The sequence below is a fragment of the Pseudomonas sp. PKS genome (assembly GCF_051913525.1).
GTDB classification, from domain to species: Bacteria; Pseudomonadota; Gammaproteobacteria; order Pseudomonadales; family Pseudomonadaceae; genus Aquipseudomonas; species Aquipseudomonas guariconensis_D.
This window is the reverse complement of sequence record NZ_JBEGDO010000008.1, coordinates 196,836-216,045: the sequence shown is the minus strand read 5'-3', so window position 1 is coordinate 216,045 and position 19,210 is coordinate 196,836. Positions and strand designations below refer to the sequence as shown.

Below are 19,210 nucleotides of genomic sequence, written 5' to 3'. Positions count from 1 at the left end.
GCGGCGGTTCGGCGCTCCGATTTACCCGCGAATGGTCCAAACCTACCGGACACCTACCCGATCAAACGCGCTCGATCGCCAACGCCAATCCCTGCCCCACGCCCACGCACATGGTCGCCAGGCCTTTGCGCCCGCCGCGCTTCTCCAACTGATGCAGTGCGGTCAGCACCAGGCGGGCCCCGCTCATGCCCAGCGGATGGCCCAAGGCAATGGCCCCGCCGTTGGGGTTGACCTGAGGGGCATCATCGGCGACGCCCAGCTCGCGCAGTACGGCCAAGCCCTGGCTGGCGAAGGCTTCGTTCAGCTCGATGACATCGAAATCCGCCACCGCAATGCCCAGTCGCTCCGTCAGCTTGCGCACCGCAGGCACCGGGCCGATTCCCATCACCCGAGGCGCCACACCGGCGCTGGCCATGCCCAGCACCCGCGCACGCGGGGTGAGGCCGTGCTTTTTCACCGCATCAGCCGACGCCAGGATCAACGCGGCCGCACCGTCGTTGACGCCCGAAGCGTTGCCTGCAGTGACCGTCTTGTCCGGGCCGTTGACCGGCTTGAGCTTGGCCAGGGCCTCCAGGGTGGTCTCCGGGCGCAGGTGCTCGTCCTGCTCGACCAGGGTCTCGCCCTTCTTGTGAACGATACGCACCGGCACGATTTCTTCGGCGAAGAACCCAGCCGCCTGGGCTGCCGCAGCCTTCTGCTGGCTGCGCAGGGCGAAGGCGTCCTGGTCAGCGCGCGAAACCTGATAGTCGTCGGCTACGTTGTCGGCCGTCTCGGGCATGGCATCCACGCCGTACTGGGCCTTCATCAGCGGGTTGATGAAGCGCCAGCCGATGGTGGTGTCCTCAAGCTTCATGTTGCGCGAGTAACCGCTCTCGGCCTTGCCCATGACGAACGGAGCACGGGACATGGACTCCACCCCGCCAGCGATGGCCAGCTCCATCTCGCCGCTGGCAATGGCACGGAACGCGGTGCCGACAGCATCCATCCCCGAGGCACACAGGCGGTTGAGGGTCACGCCCGGAACGCTTTGTGGCAGGCCGGCCAGCAGCAGCGCCATGCGCGCCACGTTACGGTTATCCTCACCGGCCTGGTTGGCACAGCCCAGGAACACCTCGTCGAGCTGCGTCCAGTCGACCTGCGGATTGCGCTCGATCAATGCCTTGAGCGGCACTGCGGCCAGGTCATCGGCACGCACGCCGGCCAAGGCGCCGCCGAAGCGGCCGATCGGGGTGCGGATGGCGTCGCAGATGAATACGTCACGCATCAGGCTTCTCCTGCCGTCTGGCCATGAGCAGCGGCGGTACGGGCTTCCAGGTCGCGCAACGCGCCCAGCTCGACCTCCGTGGGAGCATCGGTGGTCTGCACGCTGTCGGCAAAGCGGATCGGCCAACCGGTGGCGGCAATGATCTGCTCGCGGGTCACACCTGGATGAATCGAGGTGACCACGAACTCATGGGTGCCGGCTTCCGGCTCCATGATGCACAGGTCGGTGATGATCCCGACCGGGCCATCGCCCGGCAGCCCCAGGCGTTTGCGCGAATCGCCGCCCTCGCCGTGGCCGACCGAGGTGATGAAGTCCAGCTTCTCGACGAACGCGCGAGGCGACTGCTTGAGGATGATCAGCACCTGCTTGGCGGAACCGGCAATTTCCGGCGCGCCGCCAGCGCCCGGCAGGCGGGTCTTGGGCGCATGGTAGTCACCGACAACGGTGGTGTTGATGTTGCCGAAGCGATCGACCTGGGCAGCGCCAAGGAAGCCCACATCAATGCGCCCACCTTGCAGCCAATAGCGGAAGATCTCGGCAGTTGGCACCACGGTATCGGCGGTTTCGGCCAGCTCGCCGTCACCGATCGACAGTGGCAACACACTGGGCTTGGCACCGATCGGGCCGGATTCGTAGATCAGCACCACGTCCGGAGAGGACGTCAGGCGCGCCAGATTGGCGGCCTTGGACGGCAGGCCGATCCCCACGAAGCAGACCGCGCCGTTACGCAGGCGACGGGCTGCGGCGACAGTCATCATTTCGGAAGTGGAATAGCTCATTGCGCAGCCTCCGCGGTGCTGGCCAGCTTGGCCTTGAATTCAGTGAAGTCGGCGGTGCCACGGATGTAGGTGTCGATCCAGGCAGTGAACGACTCACGGTTACGGGCGATCGGGTCCCAGGCTTGGTAGAAGCGGTTGTCGCGCTCGTAGTAACCATGGGCGTAGGACGGATGGGCGCCACCGGGCACCAGACATACGGCGCTGAGCGCCCAGGTCGGCAGTACACAGGCGTTCATCGGGGCCTGCAGGTCATCGACGATTTCCTCGACCGTGACGATGCAGCGCTTGGCCGCCAGGGCCGCTTCCTTCTGCACGCCCAGGATGCCCCAGAGCAGTACGTTGCCCTTGCGGTCGGCTTTTTGTGCGTGGATCACGGTGACATCCGGGCGCACCGAAGGCACGGCGGCGAGTACTTCGCCGGTGAACGGGCAGGTCACGCTCTTGATCAGCGGGTTGACCTTTGGCAGATCGGAACCTGCGTAGGCGCGCAGCACGGCAAAGGGCAAGCCCGAGGCACCGGCGACGTAGGCGTTGGCCAGGTCGGCGTGGCTGTGCTCTTCGATTTCGATGGCGTGAGGCCAATGTTTTTCCACCGCATCGCGCAGGCGGTGCAGCGAGCCCACACCTGGATTCCCGCCCCAGGAGAAGATCAGCTTGCGCGCGCAACCGGCACCGATCAACTGGTCGTAGATCAGGTCCGGGGTCATGCGCACCAAGGTCAGGTCCTGCTTGTTCTGACGGATGATCTCGTGGCCGGCGGCGGTCGGGATCAGGTGGGTGAAGCCTTCGAGGGCGACGGTGTCGCCATCCTGGATGAATTGCTTCACGGCGTCATGAAGCGAGAGGATTGCTGCCATTGGAGACTCCTGGTCAGGACGAGTCGGGTCAGGGAGCAGCGGGCCGATGCATCGCTGCGATGGGCTCAGATTAAGGAGGACGCCGGGGTGCTTACAATCCGATAATCGCACTTTTGTGCGATTATCGAACCATTTGTTGTTCTGCTATCCATTCGTTCCAGACCGTAGCGCACGCCCTAAGAGAGCGGGCTTATCCACGAATGCGTCGGTGAGTGCATCCTCGAATTTGTGGGTAACTCCGCTCCTTCACTCCCTGAGCGGTCAGGTCGCGTCGGCGTGGCTCACCAGCCCCTTCACCACCACACCCACGGTGGCCAGCGCCGCCGGCACCAACAGCGCGGTCAGCACCTGCTCGAAGTTCCAGCCCAGCCCCAGCAACGTCGCGCCGCTCCAGGCACCGAGGATTGCGCCGAACCGGCCGATGCCAAGCATCCACGACACCCCGGTGGCACGCCCTTGGGTAGGGTAGAACCGCGCTGCCAGCGAGGGCATGGCCGATTGCGCGCCGTTGATGCACATGCCCGCCACCAGCACCAAGGTGGCCAGCAGAGTCATGTTGCCCAGGCTCTGCCCGACCGCGTAGGCGAATACACCCGCCAATAGATAGAACAGACCAATGACCTTGTGCGGGTTGAAGCGGTCCATCGCCCAGCCCACGCCAACCGCGCTGAGTACACCACCGAACTGGAACAAGGCGCCAATGAACGCGGCCTGCTCCATGCTGGCACCACTGTCACGCATCAGGGTCGGCAGCCAGCTGGTCAGCAAGTAGACGATGACCAGCCCCATGAAGTAGGTCAGCCAGAGCAAAACGGTGCCCAGGCCGTAGGTGCCGGAGAAGATCACCGTGAACACGTTGCCGGCGGCTACCGCCTTCTGTTCCGGCACACTGAAGCTCGCCGCCTCGGCGACTTTGGCAGGTGCGATTGGAGCCAAGGCCTTGCGGACCTTGTCGATCCCGCGATTGCGCACCACCAGAAACCGCGCGGACTCCGGCAACCACACCAGCAGCACCACCGCCAACAGCAGCGGCAGTACGCCACCGAGCAACAGCAGGCTATGCCAGCCGTAGGCGGGGATCAGCTTGGCGGAAATGAAGCCACCGCCTGCCATGCCCAGATTGAAGCCACAGAACATGCTGGTCACCAGCAACGACTTGAGCCGCTCGGGGGTGTACTCGGAGAGCAGCGTGGTGGCATTGGGCATACCAGCGCCCAGCCCCAGGCCAGTGAGAAAACGCAGCACCAGCAGTTGATCGACGTCGGTGGCATAGGCCGAGGCCAGGCTGAAACCGCCAAACACCAGCACCGCCCCGACCAGCACGCCCTTGCGCCCGAAGCGGTCAGCCAAAGGCCCCGACCCCAGGGCACCGAACACCATGCCGATCAGCGCAGCGCTCATCACCGGGCCAAGGCTTGCGCGATCAATGCCCCACTCCTGGGACAGGGCCGGAGCGATAAAGCCCATGGCCGCGGTATCCAGGCCATCGAGGAAGACAATCAGAAAACACAGGATCACCACCCGCCACTGATAGCGGGACAGCGGCTGGTCGTTGATGAAGGACTGGACGTCGAGGCAGTTTCCGACAGCGGTTTGCGGTCTATTCATTGTTGTTGTCCGGAAAATGAGGCGCAGGCAGGCCACTGCACACGGAGGATGTGCAGGGAGCAGGATAAGCGAATGCGTCGGTGGATCAGCCGGAAAGCGGCGACGCTGCAGGCGGGTGCGGCCGCGACAGCGAAAGGACAGTGCTCATGGAGTGCGTCTCGAATGTTGTTATTGTCCGGTCGGCAAACCGACCGTTGCGCAAGACATTAATCAGCACATCCCTGGTGCGCAATTCACGGGAAACGAGACTGTGCGTTAATCGAACAGGAAACGCGTGGCGCCGTTCGGCCTGTGGATAATCGCAGGCCGTGAACGGGCCGCAAAGCGGCCCCGGTACGCTATCCAAACAGCTGGTGGCAGAGGTCGCGGCTGGCCGCCAGCAGGATCGGCAGGAAGCGCTGCTCCAACTCGCTGCGCGTCACCCGGCCCACGTGGGTACTGACGTTGAGCGCCGCCAGTACCTGCCCCGAGGCGTCGTAGATCGGCACCGCGATCGAGCGCAGGCCCTGTTCCAGCTCCTGGTCCACCACGCACCACCCTTGGGCGCGCACCTGCTGTATGCAGGCGAACAGTGAGTCCGGATCGTGCAGGGTTCGACTGGTGCGGGCTTTGAGGTCGGCGCGTTCGAGGTATTCCCAGAGACTGGCATCGTCCAGTGCTGCCAGCAGGATACGCCCCATCGAGGTGCAGTAGGCCGGCAAGCGGCCGCCCACCGAAAGGTCGACCGAGATCAACCGCTCCACCGTTGCCGAACGGGCGATATACAAAATGTCGTCACCTTCGAGCGTCGCCATGTTGGCCGCCTCGTGCAACTGATCGCTGATCCGATCCAGGTAAGGCTGCGCGGAGACCGCCAGAGGTGTCGAGGACAGATACGCATGCCCCAGGGTCAGGACCTTGGGCAACAGCGAATAGGTGCGCCCATCGGTGGTCGCGTAACCCAGTTTGATCAGGGTATGCAGACAGCGGCGCACCGCCGCCCGGGGAATCTCGGTGCGATGGCTGATCTGTGCGATGGTCAGGTGGCGCTTGCGCTCCTGGAAGGCCTGGATAACCGCCAGCCCACGGGCCAGGGAAGTCATGAAATCCGGATCGCCGGTAAAGGCCTGGATACGCTTGGCGGGCGAGGCCACGATCGGTGGGGCCAGTGCAGGCGCTGCGGTACGTCCCGGCTCCGGATTGGCGGAAGCCTTGTCCTGGGTTTCTTCGCTCATGGTGAACCTCAAAAAAAACGGTCGCTTGTGCGATTATCGAACCAACGGCCGATAATCGCAATTGACCGCTGACACTTTTACTTATACCTTTCTCCTGCCACATGTGGCTTCTTTGGAGAGACTGGTCAGGTACCCACCGTAGAAGTCCCCAGGCAACGGCCTCGTTACCCACGAGGCCGTTTTTGTTTCTCTTGTTGTTCGCCCGAACTTTCACGGGCGAGCACACCTCAAACTTTCACGGCCAATCTGATTATCGCCAGTGTGCCCCGTACATAACTTTGAATGTTTTGGGACCTGTCGCTAAAGAATGATGGCCATTGACTTATCGATTGCTATAATCGAACTCGCTGGCCGGATCGCTCACTCAGAACGACCTCGTCGACGTTTCCACCGAGACGCCGCCAGCCAGGTGCAGGGCTCAGGGCCTACTCCCCGTTAATCCAAGTGCCATGTACCTCATGGATCCTGTCGCTGCGACAGCATGTTCGCCTTGGCGACGTAGCCGTGTGCATAACGTTGCATGATGAACGCCAAGGCAAAATATCAACCTATTCGGGTATTACTGTGACGAAAGAAGAACTGCGCGCGGAACTCGAGCGCCAGGCTGAACGTTACAAGGAAGTATACGGTGGTGAAGTGACCACCTACGCCGCGCAATCGGAACCGGAGCGCAAACCCTGGCGCAAGCGCGCCACTGTCCAAGACCAGGTCTTCGCCCAAGAACTGGAAAAAATGGAAAAGGAATTGCGCAGCGAGCACACCTGACCCGTGTGCCTTGCGAAGCAGCGCACCACCGCCCTCAAGGCGTTGGTGCGCGCTGGCGCTTTTTATCGAAGTGCCATGGATGAAATGGAATTACACAAATTTCATACGATCGTTTGAAACACACATCCTATCCATGATTGCGGGTTTTACCTGCTTTTTTATGGATTTTTAGCGATTTTGCTCGTGAAAAACCCCACCTATCTTGCATCAGCTCGCCGCGTCCATGGGATGTTGTCCGTCTCGTCGATCGGTTGCAGGGGCATCGATTGCCAAGGTTTTCTGGCATAATCGCGCCCCCCTATGACCGCCAGACAACCTTCATGATCGATTTATTCAGCGGACTGGATGCGTGGGTGCTGGTGAGCTTGCTGCTCGCTCTGACCTTCGTACTCGCATTCGAGTTCATCAATGGCTTTCATGACACCGCCAACGCGGTAGCCACTGTCATCTATACCAAAGCCATGCCACCGCACCTGGCCGTATTCTTCTCCGGTGTCTTCAACTTCCTCGGGGTTCTGCTCGGCGGCGTCGGGGTGGCCTATGCCATCGTCCACCTGCTGCCGGTCGAACTGCTGATCAATGTGAACACCGGCCACGGGCTGGCCATGGTCTTCTCGTTGCTGGCCGCGGCCATCACCTGGAACCTGGGCACCTGGTATTTCGGCATTCCCGCATCCAGTTCCCATACCCTGATCGGTTCGATCCTGGGCGTGGGCCTGGCCAATGCCCTGCTCAACGACATACCTCTGGGCGATGGCGTCAACTGGCAGAAGGCGATCGACATCGCCATGTCGCTGGTGATCTCGCCCATGGCCGGCTTCGCCGTCGCGGCCCTGGTATTGATCGGCCTCAAATGGTGGCGCCCGCTGTCGAAGATGCACAAGACACCGGAACAACGCCGCAAGCTGGACGACAAGAAGCACCCGCCATTCTGGAATCGCCTGGTGCTGGTGATTTCCGCGATGGGTGTCAGCTTCGTGCACGGCTCCAACGACGGCCAGAAAGGCATCGGCCTGATCATGCTGGTACTGATCGGTATCGTTCCTGCCAAGTTCGTCCTCGACCTGAACAGCACCACCTACCAGATCGAGCGCACCCGCGACGCCACCCTGCACATGAGCCAGTTCTACCAGCGCAACGCCGCCACCCTGGGCGAGTTCCTGGCACTGGGCAAGGCCAAGTCGACCGACCTGCCGGAGCAGTTCAGCTGCAATCCGCAGCAGACCGAGCCGACCATCGCCGCCCTGCAATCGTCGCTGCACGGCGTCACCGACTACCGCGACCTGAGCGCGGAGAAGCGCGTCGAAGTCCGTCGCTACCTGCTCTGCCTGGATGACACCGCCAAGAAGGTCGGCAAGCTCCCAGGTCTGGAAAGCCGTGAAAAGGCCGACCTCGAGAAGCTGCGCAAAGACCTGACCGCCACCACCGAATACGCACCATTCTGGGTGATCGTGGCCGTCGCCCTGGCCCTGGGCCTGGGCACCATGGTCGGCTGGAAGCGCGTGGTGCTGACGGTCGGCGAGAAGATCGGCAAGCAAGGCATGACCTACGCCCAGGGCATGTCGGCTCAGATCACCGCGGCCTGCGCCATTGGCTTGGCCAACGTGTTCAGCCTGCCAGTCTCGACCACCCACGTATTGTCGTCGGGTGTCGCCGGCACCATGGTCGCCAACAAAAGCGGCCTGCAAGGCGGCACCGTGAAGACCATCCTGCTGGCCTGGGTCCTGACCCTGCCGGCGTCGATGGGCCTGGCTGCCGGCCTGTTCTGGCTGGCCTCCAAGGCGATCGGCTGATCGATACCGCTATCATGAAAAAGGCGCCTTCGGGCGCCTTTTTCATGTATTCATGATGCCGAACACCTGTGGGTGCTGGCAGCACCAGCCCACTACCGCCGTTTGCCGCCCAGCAGCGAGCCCATCAGCCCACGCACCAATTGGCGCCCCAACTGATTGGCCGCCTGGCGTACCGCCGACTTGATCGCCTGCCCCGCGGCACTCTGCAAAAACTCTCCGGCCTTGTCGGCAAAGCTCTCCTCATCGGCCTTGGGCTGCGGCGCGGGCTCCACCGGCTCCCCCTTGCGAGCGGTTAACATCTCGTAGGCCGATTCACGGTCGACTGGTTTGTCATAACGCCCCGCCAGTGGCGAGGCTGCAACCAGCGCTTCGCGCTCGGCCTCGGTCAACGGTCCGATACGCGACTGCGGCGGCGCCACCAGTACCCGCTGGACCATTTCCGGCGTGCCTTTCTCCTGCAAGGTCCCCACCAGCGCCTCACCGATACCCAGCTCGGTCAACACGGCGAGTGCATCGAACGCCGGGTTAGGACGGAAACCGTCGGCCACGGCCCTGAGCGACTTCTGCTCCTTGGCGGTGAACGCACGCAGCCCATGCTGGATCCGCAGCCCCAACTGCGCCAGCACCGCATCGGGCAAGTCTCCTGGCGACTGGGTCACGAAATACACCCCTACGCCTTTGGAACGGATCAGTCGAACCACTTGTTCGAGGCGATCCTGCAGAGCCTTGGGGGTGCCGTTGAACAGCAAGTGCGCCTCGTCGAAGAACAACGCCAACACGGGCTTGTCGGCATCACCGCGCTCGGGCAACTGTTCGAACAGCTCGGCCAGCAACCATAAAAGGAAGGTGGCATAGACCTTCGGCGCCTCATGCACCAGCCGGCTGGCATCGAGCAAGTGGATACGTCCACGCCCATCGCGATCCGGGCGCAGCAGATCCTCCAATTGCAGGGCCGGCTCGCCGAACAGGGCCTCAGCCCCCTGCTGCTCCAGAGTCGCCAGGCGACGCAGCAGGGCCTGGGTGGAGCCCGTGGTCATCAATGCACTGTCCTCGCCCAACAATTGCGGGTTGTCCTTAAGGTGCCCGAGCAGCGCCTTGAGGTCCTTGAGGTCCAGCAGCAACAGCCCTTCACGGTCAGCCACCTTGAAGGCCGCGTACAACGCCGCCTGCTGGCTGTCGGTCAGTTCCAGCAAGTTGCCCAACAACAGGGGCCCCATTTCGCTGAGTGTCGTTCGCAAGGGATGGCCCGACTCCCCTGCAATATCCCACAAGGTCACGGGATAGGCCTGAGGGCGATGGCCCAACCATGGCATCCCGGCAATACGCTCGGCCACCTTGCCCTGGGGGGCACCGGCCGCTCCCAGGCCGCACAGGTCGCCCTTCACGTCGGCGGCGAACACCGCGACTCCCGCATCGCTGAAGACCTCGGCCAGGCGTTGCAGGGTCACGGTCTTGCCCGTCCCTGTGGCACCGGCAACCAGCCCATGGCGGTTGGCCAGGCGCATGGCTTGGCTCACTGGCTGGCCGTCAGGCCCCGCCCCTACAACTATTTGCGAAGTATCCGACATCTTCTTTCATCCTCTACTCAAGCTTTGCCGCCTAACGGCCGATATGCCGTGGTGATACTCACTCTGAAAGACAGGAACATCCCGAAAAGGACCTCCGGCGATTGTTGCACTGTTTTCAAACAACCTTCGTGCGAACGACCCGATAAAAACCTTAGCGGACCACGCCATGAACAAAAGCCTTCGTTTCAGCCACAAGATTCTCTTGGCGGCGTCATTGATCGTGATACTCGCGTTCAGCCTGTTCACCCTCTACAACGACTACCTCCAGCGTAATGCGATTCGCGAGAATCTCGAGAGTTATCTGGCTGAAATGGGCGGGTCTACCTCGACCAACATTCGCAACCTGTTCGATGGCCGAATCAAGTTGGTGGAAAACCTGTCGCAGAACATCGCACAGAATCCGGCCAATGCCGAAACCTTCATGGGTCAGCAAGCCCTGCTGTCGAGCTTCCTCACCGTTTACCTGGGCAAGGTGGACGGCGGTTTCAGCGTGCGCCCCGACTCCAAGATGCCCGACGGCTACGACCCTCGCGTGCGTCCCTGGTACAAGGACGGCATGAACGCCAGTGGCGCCATGCTGACCGAACCCTACATCGACCTGACCACCAACAAGATGGTCATCGGTATCCTCAGCAAGGTCTCGAGCAGCGTCGGTGTGGTCGGTGGTGACCTGGCCCTCGACGGCCTTGTGGAAATCATCAATTCGCTGGACTTCGGCGGCATGGGCTACGCCTTCCTGGTCAACGACCAAGGCAAGATCCTGGTGCACCCGAACAAAGACTTGGTGATGAAGTCGCTGTCGGACCTGTTCCCACAGCAAACGCCCAAGCTGTCCGGCGAGCTGACCGAAGTCGAATCCGACGGCCAGGCGCGCTTGCTGACCTTCACCCCGATCAAGGGCCTGCCTTCGGCCAACTGGTACATCGGCCTGTCGGTGGATAAAGACAAAGCCTTCACCATGCTCAGCACCTTCCGTACCTCGGCGGTGATCGCGACGATCGTGGCGGTTGTCATCATCATTGCCCTGCTGGGTTTGCTGATCCGCGTGCTGATGCAGCCCTTGCACACCATGACCCGCGCCATGGAAGACATCGCCGAGGGTGAAGGCGACCTGACCAAGCGCCTGCAGATCCATCAACACGATGAGTTCGGCATCCTCGGCACAGCGTTCAACCGCTTCGTCGAGCGTATCCACGCCTCGATCCGCGAAGTGTCCTCGGCCACCGAACAAGTCAACGAAGTGGCCCTGCGGGTGATCAGTGCTTCCAACTCGTCGATGACAAACTCCGACGAACAGGCCAACCGCACCAACAGCGTCGCCGCCGCCATCAACGAGCTGGGCGCTGCCGCCCAGGAGATCGCCGGCAACGCGGCCCAGGCTTCCCAGCACGCCACCTCGGCGCGTCTGCTGGCCGAAGAAGGCCAGCAGGTGGTAGAGCGCAACATCGAGGCGATGAATCGCCTGTCCGACCTGATCGTCACCTCCAGCGCCCACATCGAGACGCTCAACAACAAGACCGTCAACATCGGCCAGATTCTCGAGGTGATCACCAGCATCTCCCAACAGACCAACCTGCTGGCGCTGAACGCGGCGATCGAGGCCGCCCGTGCAGGCGAGGCTGGCCGCGGTTTCGCCGTGGTCGCCGACGAAGTGCGCAACCTCGCCCACCGCACCCAGGAATCGGCGCAGCAAGTGCAGAACATGATCGAGGAGCTGCAGGTCGGTGCCCGTGAGTCGGTGGAGACCATGGGTCAGAGCCAGCGCCACAGCCAGGACAGCGTGGAGATCGCCAACCAGGCCGGCGAGCGCCTGGACAGCGTGACCGTGCGTATCGGCGAGATCGACGGCATGAACCAGTCGGTGGCTACAGCCACCGAGGAGCAGACCGCCGTGGTCGACTCGATCAACATGGACATCAACGAAATCAACATGCTCAACCAGGAAGGCGTCGAGAACCTGCAGGCTACCCTGCGCGCCTGCTCGGACCTGGAACAGCAAGCCACCCGCCTCAAGCATCTGGTCGGCAGTTTCCGGATCTAGAGCTTCAAGCCGCAAGCTTCGAGCTTCAAGCAGCAAGAAAAGCAGGCGGGGCGCCGCTGGCTCTTGCAGCTTGAAGCTTGCAGCTCGCAACCTGCAGCTTGACGCTTTCCGCTGCCTACCTCCGATCGAACAAACTATCCTTCAGTAAGGTCAACCTTTAGGCGCGTTATCGCCTGCTCATCGCAGCCCGATGACAGACCCGAAGACGATCCCGGAGGGATGCTGATCGTGCACATCGCTGACATCACCATGTTCTACGCCCCGGCCAGTGGCGGCGTACGTACCTATCTTGATGCCAAACATCGCCGACTCGACGCCAGGCCTGGCGTGCGTCACAGCCTCTTGATCCCCGGCGCCAGCGCCACCGATGCCGACGGCATCTACCAGGTGCCGGCACCGCCCCTGCCCTTTGGCAACGGCTACCGTTTTCCGGTGCGCCTGGCCCCCTGGTGCAACGTGCTGCGGCGCCTGCAGCCTGACCTGATCGAAGTCGGTGACCCCTACCTCACGGCCTGGGCGGCCCTCGAAGCGCGGCGCAAGCTCGACGTGCCGGTGATCGGTTTCTATCACTCCGACTTGCCGCTGCTGGTGAGCAACCGCATGGGCAACTGGTTCACCCCCAACGTCGAGGCCTATGTCAGCAAACTGTACGGCAACTTCGACCGTGTACTGGCTCCCAGCCAGGTGATGGCTGACAAGCTGTGTCGGCTAGGCGTCAAGGAGGTGCATGTGCAGCACCTGGGCGTCGACCTGAGTACCTTCAACCCCGAACACCGCGACCCGGGCCTGCGTGCCGAACTGGGGATCCCTGATACCACACGCCTGCTGGTGTTCGCCGGGCGTGGCTCGCGGGAGAAGAACCTGCCGGTGCTGCTTGACTGCATAAGGCGATTGGGCCGCCACTATCATTTGCTGTTGGTAGGCTCGAACATGCCCGCCAATGTGCCGGACAATGTCAGCGTCATCGACCATTTCTGCCCACCTCAAGAGGTCGCCCGGCTGTTCGCCAGCGCGGACCTGCTGGTGCATGCGGGCGATCAGGAAACCTTCGGCCTGGTCATCCTCGAGGCCATGGCCAGTGGCCTGCCCGTGGTGGCGGTACGGGCCGGCGCCTTCAGCGAGATCGTCGATGAACGCTGCGGACGCCTGTGCACGCCCAACGACGCCCAGGCCATGGCGAACGCTGTGCGCGAAACCTTCGAGGCCGGAGTACGTCGGCTGGGCGCCCAGGCCCGCCGCCATGCAGAGCTGCACTACGCCTGGGACCACGTGGTCGATGGCCTGCTGGAGCACTACCAGGCCGTGCTCGGCCACCAGCCGCAGGTACGCGCCCATGGTTGAGACAGATGCCGCGCCGCGCAGCCTGATGCTGGTGCTGCACGATGTCGCGCCCGAAACCTGGCCGGATTACCAGCCGTTCGTCCAGGCCGTGGAAGACCTGGGCACTGTGCCCATGACATGGCTGGTGGTACCGGACTTCCATCATCGCAATCCCCTGTCCCGCTCGCCGACCTTCTGCCGCGTGCTCGAACGACGCCTGGCCCAGGGTGACGAACTGGCCCTGCACGGTTACTTCCATGCTGATGACGGGCCACCACCGCGCAGCGCCCGCGAGTTCTTCATGCGTCGGATCTACACCCATGAGGGTGAATTCTATGGGCTAGACGAGGCCGAGGCCTTGCTGCGCCTGGAAGCAGGCCTGGAAGTGTTCGACCGCCACGGCTGGCCTGTGGCCGGCTTCGTCGCCCCCGCCTGGTTGATGAGCGAGGGTACGCGACAGGCCCTGCGTCGGTTGCCGCTGCGCTACACCAGCACGCCCCAGCACCTCTATCGCCTGCCGGAGTTCACCGCCATCCAGGCCCCAGGCATGGTGTGGAGCGCCCGCAGTGCTTGGCGGCGGGGGCTTTCGCGGATGATCTGCGACTGGCAGGGGCGACGCTGGCGCAATGCAGCCACGCTGCGCCTTGGCCTGCATCCCGTGGATATGCGCCATCCGGACTCCCGCGATTACTGGTTGCAGACCTTGCAAACGTTGCTGGCGCAGGGACGTCAACCACTGACCAAATCCGCCTGGCTGGCGCGTCAGGTCCAGGCATGAGCCGCCTGGGCTGGCTGGGTCTGGCACTGCTGCTGGCATTGCTGGTGCCCACCTTGCTCGGTGGCAGCGATCTGCTGACGCGCCTGCGCGCCTTCGCCCCAAGCCTGATGGCTGTGCTGCTGGGCATGATCCTGCTGTGCTGGGTGATCAATGCCGTGCGCCTGCGACTGCTGCTCGGCCAGCAAGGGGCACGCCTCGGTCGAGTACGCAGCCTGGCGGTGGTCATGGCCACCGAGTTCGCCATCTGCACCACCCCTGGTGGCAGCGGCGGACCACTGACCCTCATGGCCCTGCTGGCGCGCGAGCGTATCGGCCCGGCGCGCAGCGGCGCGGTGTTCGCCATGGATCAGTTGAACGATCTGGTGTTCTTCTTCTGCGCGATGCTGGCCATTGCAGGCTACGCCCTGTTTCACAGCCTGGGGCATAACCAGCAGAGCATGCTGTTGGGCAGCGCCCTGTTACTGTGTTTGGCGCTGATGGCGATTCTCGCGTTGCTGCACTACCGGCATACGGTGATGCGCCTGAACGGCCGGCTGCTACGCCGGTTGGGCATGTCCGTGCAGCGCAGACGGCGATGGGCGCGCAAAGTGTTGCGTTTCGTCCACGCACTGACGGACACCTGGCGCCTGCCCAAGCGCATCCTGATTCTGGTTTTCAGTTTGACCTGTGTGCACTGGAGCCTGCGCTACAGCGTGCTGTACCTGGTTCTGCGAGGGCTGGGCGTCGAGCTTTCGTGGATCCCAAGCTTTCTGGTGCAGATCCTGTCGCTCAGCGCCGGGCAGTTCAGCCTGCTGCCAGGCGGCGCCGGGGCCGCCGAATTGACCTCGGCGAGCCTGCTGACACCCCTGGTGGGCAGCTCGACGGCGGCGGCAGCGATCCTGATCTGGCGCGCGGTCACCTACTACTTCTATCTGATCGCCGGGGGCCCGGTGTTCGTTTGCCTGCTGGCGCGTCCGTTGCTGGCGCGCTGGCGTCGTCAGGCGAGTTGAGCTGGCGCCAGAGCGCAGCGGCACCCGGGAAGTGGGTGCCTGCCTCTTCGCTCATGCGCTCGAGGTCGAAGCGAGCGAGGCAACCCTCGCCCAAGGTGGGCGGCGCCACCGCCGCGGCCTTGTCGCGGGGATCGGCCATCTTCGCTTAGTCGAACACCACGGTCTTGTTGCCGTGCACCAGAACGCGGTCTTCCAGGTGGTAGCGCAGACCGCGGGCCAGCACCATCTTCTCCACGTCACGACCGAAACGCACCATGTCTTCGATGCTGTCGGCGTGGGTGACACGCACCACGTCCTGCTCGATGATCGGACCGGCGTCCAGCTCTTCGGTGACGTAGTGGCAGGTCGCACCGATCAGCTTCACGCCACGCAGCGCCGCCTGGTGGTACGGCTTGGCGCCGACGAACGAGGGCAGGAAGCTGTGGTGGATGTTGATGACCTTTTCGGCGTATTCCTGGCACAGCTGCGGCGGCAGGATCTGCATGTAGCGCGCCAGAACCACGACATCGGCCCCATGCTCCTGGACCAGACGCGAGACCTCGGCAAAGGCCGGTTGCTTGTCCTTGGGATCGACCGGCACATGGAAGAACGGGATGCCGTGCCACTCGACCATACTGCGCAGGTCGTTGTGGTTGGAGATCACGCAGGGGATTTCGCAATCGAGCTCGTCGGTGTGCCAGCGATGCAGCAGGTCGGCCAGGCAATGGGATTCGCGGCTGGCCATCAGCACCACGCGCTTCTTCTGGGCCGAGTCGGTGATACGCCAGGTCATGGAGAACTCTTCGGCGATCGGCGCGAACGCCTCGCGAAACGCTTCGATGCCAAAGGGCAGGGATTCGGCGCGGATCTCATGGCGCATGAAGAACCAACCGCTCTGCTCATCGGAGTGGTGGCTGGCTTCGTTGATCCAGCCGTTGTACAGGGCCAGGAAATTACTGACTTTTGCCACGATGCCGACACGGTCGGGGCAGGCAATCACCAGTCGATAGGTGCGCATGAAGGGGACTCCGGAAACTTCGCAAAGGCGCACATTCTAACGGCCCGCCAGGAAAAACGCAGTAATGATTGCCCCCACTACAGCACACACGCCCGGTCCGCGAGGGGCAAAGGTGCCAATTGAGCCGCCCACGTAGGAAACGATGAATTTGTCGGGCGATATGTAAAATTTTCTTAACCAAATGCCTGCAAAGCCCCACGGCAATTAACAGTTTATTGCCTTTTTAATTGTTTACTTGAGAGTATCGCCTGTCTATTATTGGCCCGAACTGTTTCTCTTTGAACATTGCACTAAGGACCACTCCATGTCCCTGATCAACGAATACCGCGCTACCGAAGAAGCCATCAAGGAACTTCAGGCCCGCCTGGCCAACCTGTCGCAAGATGACAAACTGAAGAAAGAACTGGAGTTCGAAGGCAAACTGCGCGCACTGATGGGCGAATATTCCAAGTCCCTGCGTGACGTGATTGCCCTGCTGGATCCAGAATCCAAACTGAGCAAAGCACCGCGCGGTGCGGTCAAGGCCACTGGCACCAAGCGTGCTCGCAAGGTCAAGCAGTACAAGAACCCGCACAATGGCGAAGTGATCGAAACCAAAGGCGGCAACCACAAGACCCTGAAAGAATGGAAAGCCAAATGGGGTGGCGATGTGGTTGAAGGCTGGGCAACCCTGCTGGACTGACTGACAGCTGGCTGCCTCTCGCACGCCCAATAAAAAACGCCGGCACATTGCTGGCGTTTTTTATTGGGTGTGTACCTTAGCGTTGATACAGCGCCTTCAACTGCTGAACATGTGCCTGCCAGGCCTCCAACACCTCCCTTCCGGCAGCATCTGCAGTTGCCAGGGCGCTCTGGCAAGCCTGCTCGAAGTCACCCAGCGTGTTGGGGGCGCCTAGCCGCGGGTCACTCAAGCGCTGCTGGCAGAACGAGAACCAGCGCTGCCGCTCCTCGGCGTTCAAGGTATCGGGGAAGTTTCTTGCCCGGTAACGGAATAAAAGCTCCGACATCCTGGGGTCATCGAACATCCAGTGCCCCTGCCCCAATTGCACAGGTTCAAGGGTGCGCACTTGTTCACAGAGGCGACGATCCCGGTCCCCCAGAAAACCGTCATACAACTGTTGCTCAGGATCCTCGCTGGGCGCGAACTCATCGCCGCTGTAAATGGCTTCGAGCTTGTCCTGCCAAATATGCTGTTGCTCGGCCAATTGTTCCCCGCGGCGTTGCAACTGCGACATATCCAGACCCAACCGCTGCTGATCGACAGGGCGCAATACCGACAACGGCGCCACGACCGGGCAACGATTGATGTGCACCAACTTCAGCGGAACGGGTAATTGTCCATCAGGCAATTCGTCACGCCGGGTATACAAACATTGTCGTAATGTTTCTGGGGTCTCTTGCAACAACGGCAAGGTATCCAGGTGCAGGTCGCACACAATCAGTGCATTCCGATTACGTGGGTGCCAGGCCAATGGCAATACCACCCCCAGATAATTACGCTCTGCAGAGAAACGGCCGGATACATGTACCAGCGGCTGCAAAAGACGGATCTGCTCCATCACCTTGTGCTTGCTGCGCAATTGGAACAACCAGTCATATAACTTGGGTTGCTTCTGGCGAATCAGGCGGGCCAAGGCGATCGTTGCCCGTACGTCGGAAAGCGCTTCGTGGGCGTGGCCATGATCGATGCCGTTGGCCTTGCTCAGTAATTCAAGGCGCAGGCTGGTGCGACCGTCCTGCTGTGGCCAGACGATGCCTTCCGGGCGCAAGGCATAGGCGGTGCGCACCACGTCGATCAGGTCCCAGCGGCTGTTGCCCCCCTGCCATTCACGGGCATAGGGGTCGAAGAAGTTTCGGTAGAGGCTGTAGCGAGTGACCTCGTCATCGAAGCGCAGGGTGTTGTAGCCCGCGCCACAAGTGCCAGGACGGGCCAACTGCGCATGGATCCGGGTCATGAATTCGGCTTCGCACAGACCGTCGCGGGCCAGTTGCGCGGGAGTGATGCCCGTGACCAGGCAAGCGGCCGGGTGCGGCAGGATATCGTCGCTGGGGCGACAATAAAGGCTGATGGGCGCCTCGATCTCGTTGAGTTCAAGGTCCGTGCGCACGCCGGCGACTTGCAGCGGGCGGTCGCAGCGTGGATTGATGCCGGTGGTTTCGTAGTCGTGCCAGAAGATGCTGGAGCTCACGGGGGCTTCCTGTAACAAGGTCGACCAGAGTCTAGCGACCTGACAGGCCGGTTCACACCCTCGAATTCGCTGCAGCGCGTTGCCGAAAGCTCAGGCGGAGGCGTTGATGGGGCGGAAGCTGAAGTAGTTGCGCAGAGCCTGGACGAAATCATCGTACTCACGCGGGGGCTGCAACAGCATGAAGCCGGCATCATAGTGGCCGGGGGTCTGATCCTCCCGGCACCACAGGCAACTGGCGGTGAGATTGATGCACTGCACCCCGCCACCGACCACCGGCAGGCGCAGTTGCAATTCGAAATCCGGCCCCACCAGTACCGGCAGATGGCTGATCAACATCATGCCATCTTCCGAAGCATTGCCCAGGTAGCCGATCTGCTGGTCGGTGAACCGGTTGTAGACCTTGAGAACACAAGGCAACTGGTGGCGTTCTATATGGCGTTGAATAAACATGGCGTGGTGCGGTCCGTACCTGATGCCAGGAAGACAAGGTACTGGCGGTGAGCGTTACATCTTGTTAACAGATTAGCTCAGCGCGACTCGGCATTTCCATGAAATCAAGAACACCTTGGTGTTAACGCCAAGGTGTACCGGTCGCAGGCGTCGCCACCGCCGACTCGCCTCGCAGGTGCCCAAGCTGCTCGAGGGTCTGCAGGCGCGCCTTGGCGCGGTAGGCGTACTCGTTCTGTGGATAACGCTGTATCAGATACTGATAAGTCTGGGCCGCGTCCATGTAGAGCTTCTGACGCTCCAGGCACTGGCCACGCAGCATCGAAACTTCCGGATGGATGAACGGTCGCGCCCGGCTGGTGCGGTCCACCTCCGAGAGTTCCAGCATCACGCGTTGGCAGTCACCTCGGTCATAGGCTCGGTAGGCATTGTTCAGGTGATGGTCCATCGACCAGCGGGTGCAGCCGACGACACTGGCCGCGACGGCTAAAACGATCAGGGCTCGCATGGGGGATCTCCTTTGATGGACAGTGTATCGGCCTGGCGCGGCAAATCTTCACACGCATCTGCAAGCATACCCCGACCGTTCAAACGCCACCCT

17 protein-coding genes and 1 pseudogene are annotated in these 19,210 nt (G+C 62.2%); 8 read left to right on the top strand and 10 right to left on the bottom strand.

The annotated features are described in order from the left end of the window. Positions 1-61: 61 nt before the first annotated feature. The 5 genes from pcaF to pcaR all read right to left on the bottom strand — a co-directional run bounded on the left by pcaF (position 62) and on the right by pcaR (position 5,722). Complete coding sequence (gene pcaF / locus ABOA88_RS11470; protein WP_196170923.1) at positions 62-1,267, bottom strand: 3-oxoadipyl-CoA thiolase; 1,206 nt, start codon at positions 1,265-1,267, stop codon at positions 62-64. After that, positions 1,264-2,043, bottom strand: coding sequence for a CoA-transferase subunit beta (locus tag ABOA88_RS11465; protein ID WP_196170904.1), 780 nt, complete (start codon positions 2,041-2,043; stop codon positions 1,264-1,266). Before ABOA88_RS11465 ends, pcaF begins: the two co-directional genes overlap by 4 nt. After that, positions 2,040-2,900: a CoA transferase subunit A gene (locus ABOA88_RS11460; protein WP_196170903.1), complete on the bottom strand. Its 861-nt coding sequence runs from the start codon at positions 2,898-2,900 to the stop codon at positions 2,040-2,042. The genes ABOA88_RS11465 and ABOA88_RS11460 overlap by 4 nt, the downstream gene beginning before the upstream one ends. Before the next feature lie 261 nt (positions 2,901-3,161). Then, a complete protein-coding gene (locus ABOA88_RS11455) occupies positions 3,162-4,508 on the bottom strand; it encodes an MFS transporter (RefSeq protein ID WP_196170902.1) in 1,347 nt (448 codons plus the stop codon). A 338-nt stretch (positions 4,509-4,846) separates the two neighbouring features. Continuing rightward, complete coding sequence (pcaR, locus tag ABOA88_RS11450; RefSeq protein WP_070576040.1) at positions 4,847-5,722, bottom strand: pca regulon transcriptional regulator PcaR; 876 nt, start codon at positions 5,720-5,722, stop codon at positions 4,847-4,849. Positions 5,723-6,286: 564 nt separating this feature from the next. Between pcaR and ABOA88_RS11445 the strand changes: the two genes are divergently transcribed. Then, positions 6,287-6,487 (top strand): hypothetical protein, encoded by a 201-nt coding sequence (locus ABOA88_RS11445; protein WP_196163104.1) that lies wholly within the window; start codon positions 6,287-6,289, stop codon positions 6,485-6,487. 320 nt (positions 6,488-6,807) lie between these two features. After that, entirely contained in the window at positions 6,808-8,280 is a 1,473-nt protein-coding gene (locus ABOA88_RS11440) for an inorganic phosphate transporter (RefSeq protein ID WP_043206408.1), read from the top strand. Between the two features lie 92 nt (positions 8,281-8,372). Here the strand turns inward: ABOA88_RS11440 and ABOA88_RS11435 are convergent, their stop codons facing one another. Further along, a complete protein-coding gene (locus ABOA88_RS11435; protein WP_196170901.1) occupies positions 8,373-9,848 on the bottom strand; it encodes a helicase HerA-like domain-containing protein in 1,476 nt (491 codons plus the stop codon). 166 nt (positions 9,849-10,014) lie between these two features. Here ABOA88_RS11435 and ABOA88_RS11430 point away from each other — a divergent pair. The 5 genes and pseudogenes from ABOA88_RS11430 to ABOA88_RS11410 all read left to right on the top strand — a co-directional run. Further along, positions 10,015-11,034 (top strand): annotated as a pseudogene (locus ABOA88_RS11430) (cache domain-containing protein); the annotation flags it as partial. 90 nt (positions 11,035-11,124) lie between these two features. Next, the gene (locus tag ABOA88_RS11425) at positions 11,125-11,889 is read left to right on the top strand and encodes a methyl-accepting chemotaxis protein (protein ID WP_372340684.1); all 765 of its coding nucleotides are present in this window, start codon (positions 11,125-11,127) and stop codon (positions 11,887-11,889) included. A gap of 228 nt (positions 11,890-12,117) precedes the next feature. Next, positions 12,118-13,230 carry a glycosyltransferase family 4 protein gene (locus tag ABOA88_RS11420; protein ID WP_437437092.1) on the top strand — a complete coding sequence of 371 codons (1,113 nt, stop codon included), beginning with the start codon at positions 12,118-12,120 and terminating at the stop codon, positions 13,228-13,230. Next, positions 13,223-13,987 (top strand): DUF2334 domain-containing protein, encoded by a 765-nt coding sequence (locus tag ABOA88_RS11415; protein ID WP_367851551.1) that lies wholly within the window; start codon positions 13,223-13,225, stop codon positions 13,985-13,987. The genes ABOA88_RS11420 and ABOA88_RS11415 overlap by 8 nt, the downstream gene beginning before the upstream one ends. Further along, positions 13,984-14,976, top strand: a complete 993-nt coding sequence (locus ABOA88_RS11410; RefSeq protein WP_196170897.1) for a lysylphosphatidylglycerol synthase transmembrane domain-containing protein — start codon at positions 13,984-13,986, stop codon at positions 14,974-14,976. Before ABOA88_RS11415 ends, ABOA88_RS11410 begins: the two co-directional genes overlap by 4 nt. Positions 14,977-15,121: 145 nt before the next feature. Here the strand turns inward: ABOA88_RS11410 and purU are convergent, their stop codons facing one another. After that, positions 15,122-15,973 carry a formyltetrahydrofolate deformylase gene (purU, locus tag ABOA88_RS11405; RefSeq protein WP_043206402.1) on the bottom strand — a complete coding sequence of 284 codons (852 nt, stop codon included), beginning with the start codon at positions 15,971-15,973 and terminating at the stop codon, positions 15,122-15,124. A 304-nt stretch (positions 15,974-16,277) separates the two neighbouring features. On the opposite strand from purU, the gene mvaT reads away from it, so the two are divergent. Continuing rightward, complete coding sequence (mvaT, locus tag ABOA88_RS11400) at positions 16,278-16,655, top strand: histone-like nucleoid-structuring protein MvaT (protein ID WP_196170896.1); 378 nt, start codon at positions 16,278-16,280, stop codon at positions 16,653-16,655. A gap of 76 nt (positions 16,656-16,731) precedes the next feature. On the opposite strand, the gene sbcB is transcribed toward mvaT, so the two are convergent. The 3 genes from sbcB to ABOA88_RS11385 all read right to left on the bottom strand — a co-directional run bounded on the left by sbcB (position 16,732) and on the right by ABOA88_RS11385 (position 19,117). Next, positions 16,732-18,162, bottom strand: a complete 1,431-nt coding sequence (sbcB, locus tag ABOA88_RS11395; protein ID WP_196170895.1) for an exodeoxyribonuclease I — start codon at positions 18,160-18,162, stop codon at positions 16,732-16,734. Positions 18,163-18,252: 90 nt separating this feature from the next. After that, entirely contained in the window at positions 18,253-18,612 is a 360-nt protein-coding gene (locus ABOA88_RS11390) for a PilZ domain-containing protein (protein WP_196170894.1), read from the bottom strand. Between the two features lie 121 nt (positions 18,613-18,733). Beyond that, positions 18,734-19,117, bottom strand: coding sequence for a tetratricopeptide repeat protein (locus tag ABOA88_RS11385; RefSeq protein ID WP_196170893.1), 384 nt, complete (start codon positions 19,115-19,117; stop codon positions 18,734-18,736). Positions 19,118-19,210 lie beyond the last annotated feature (93 nt).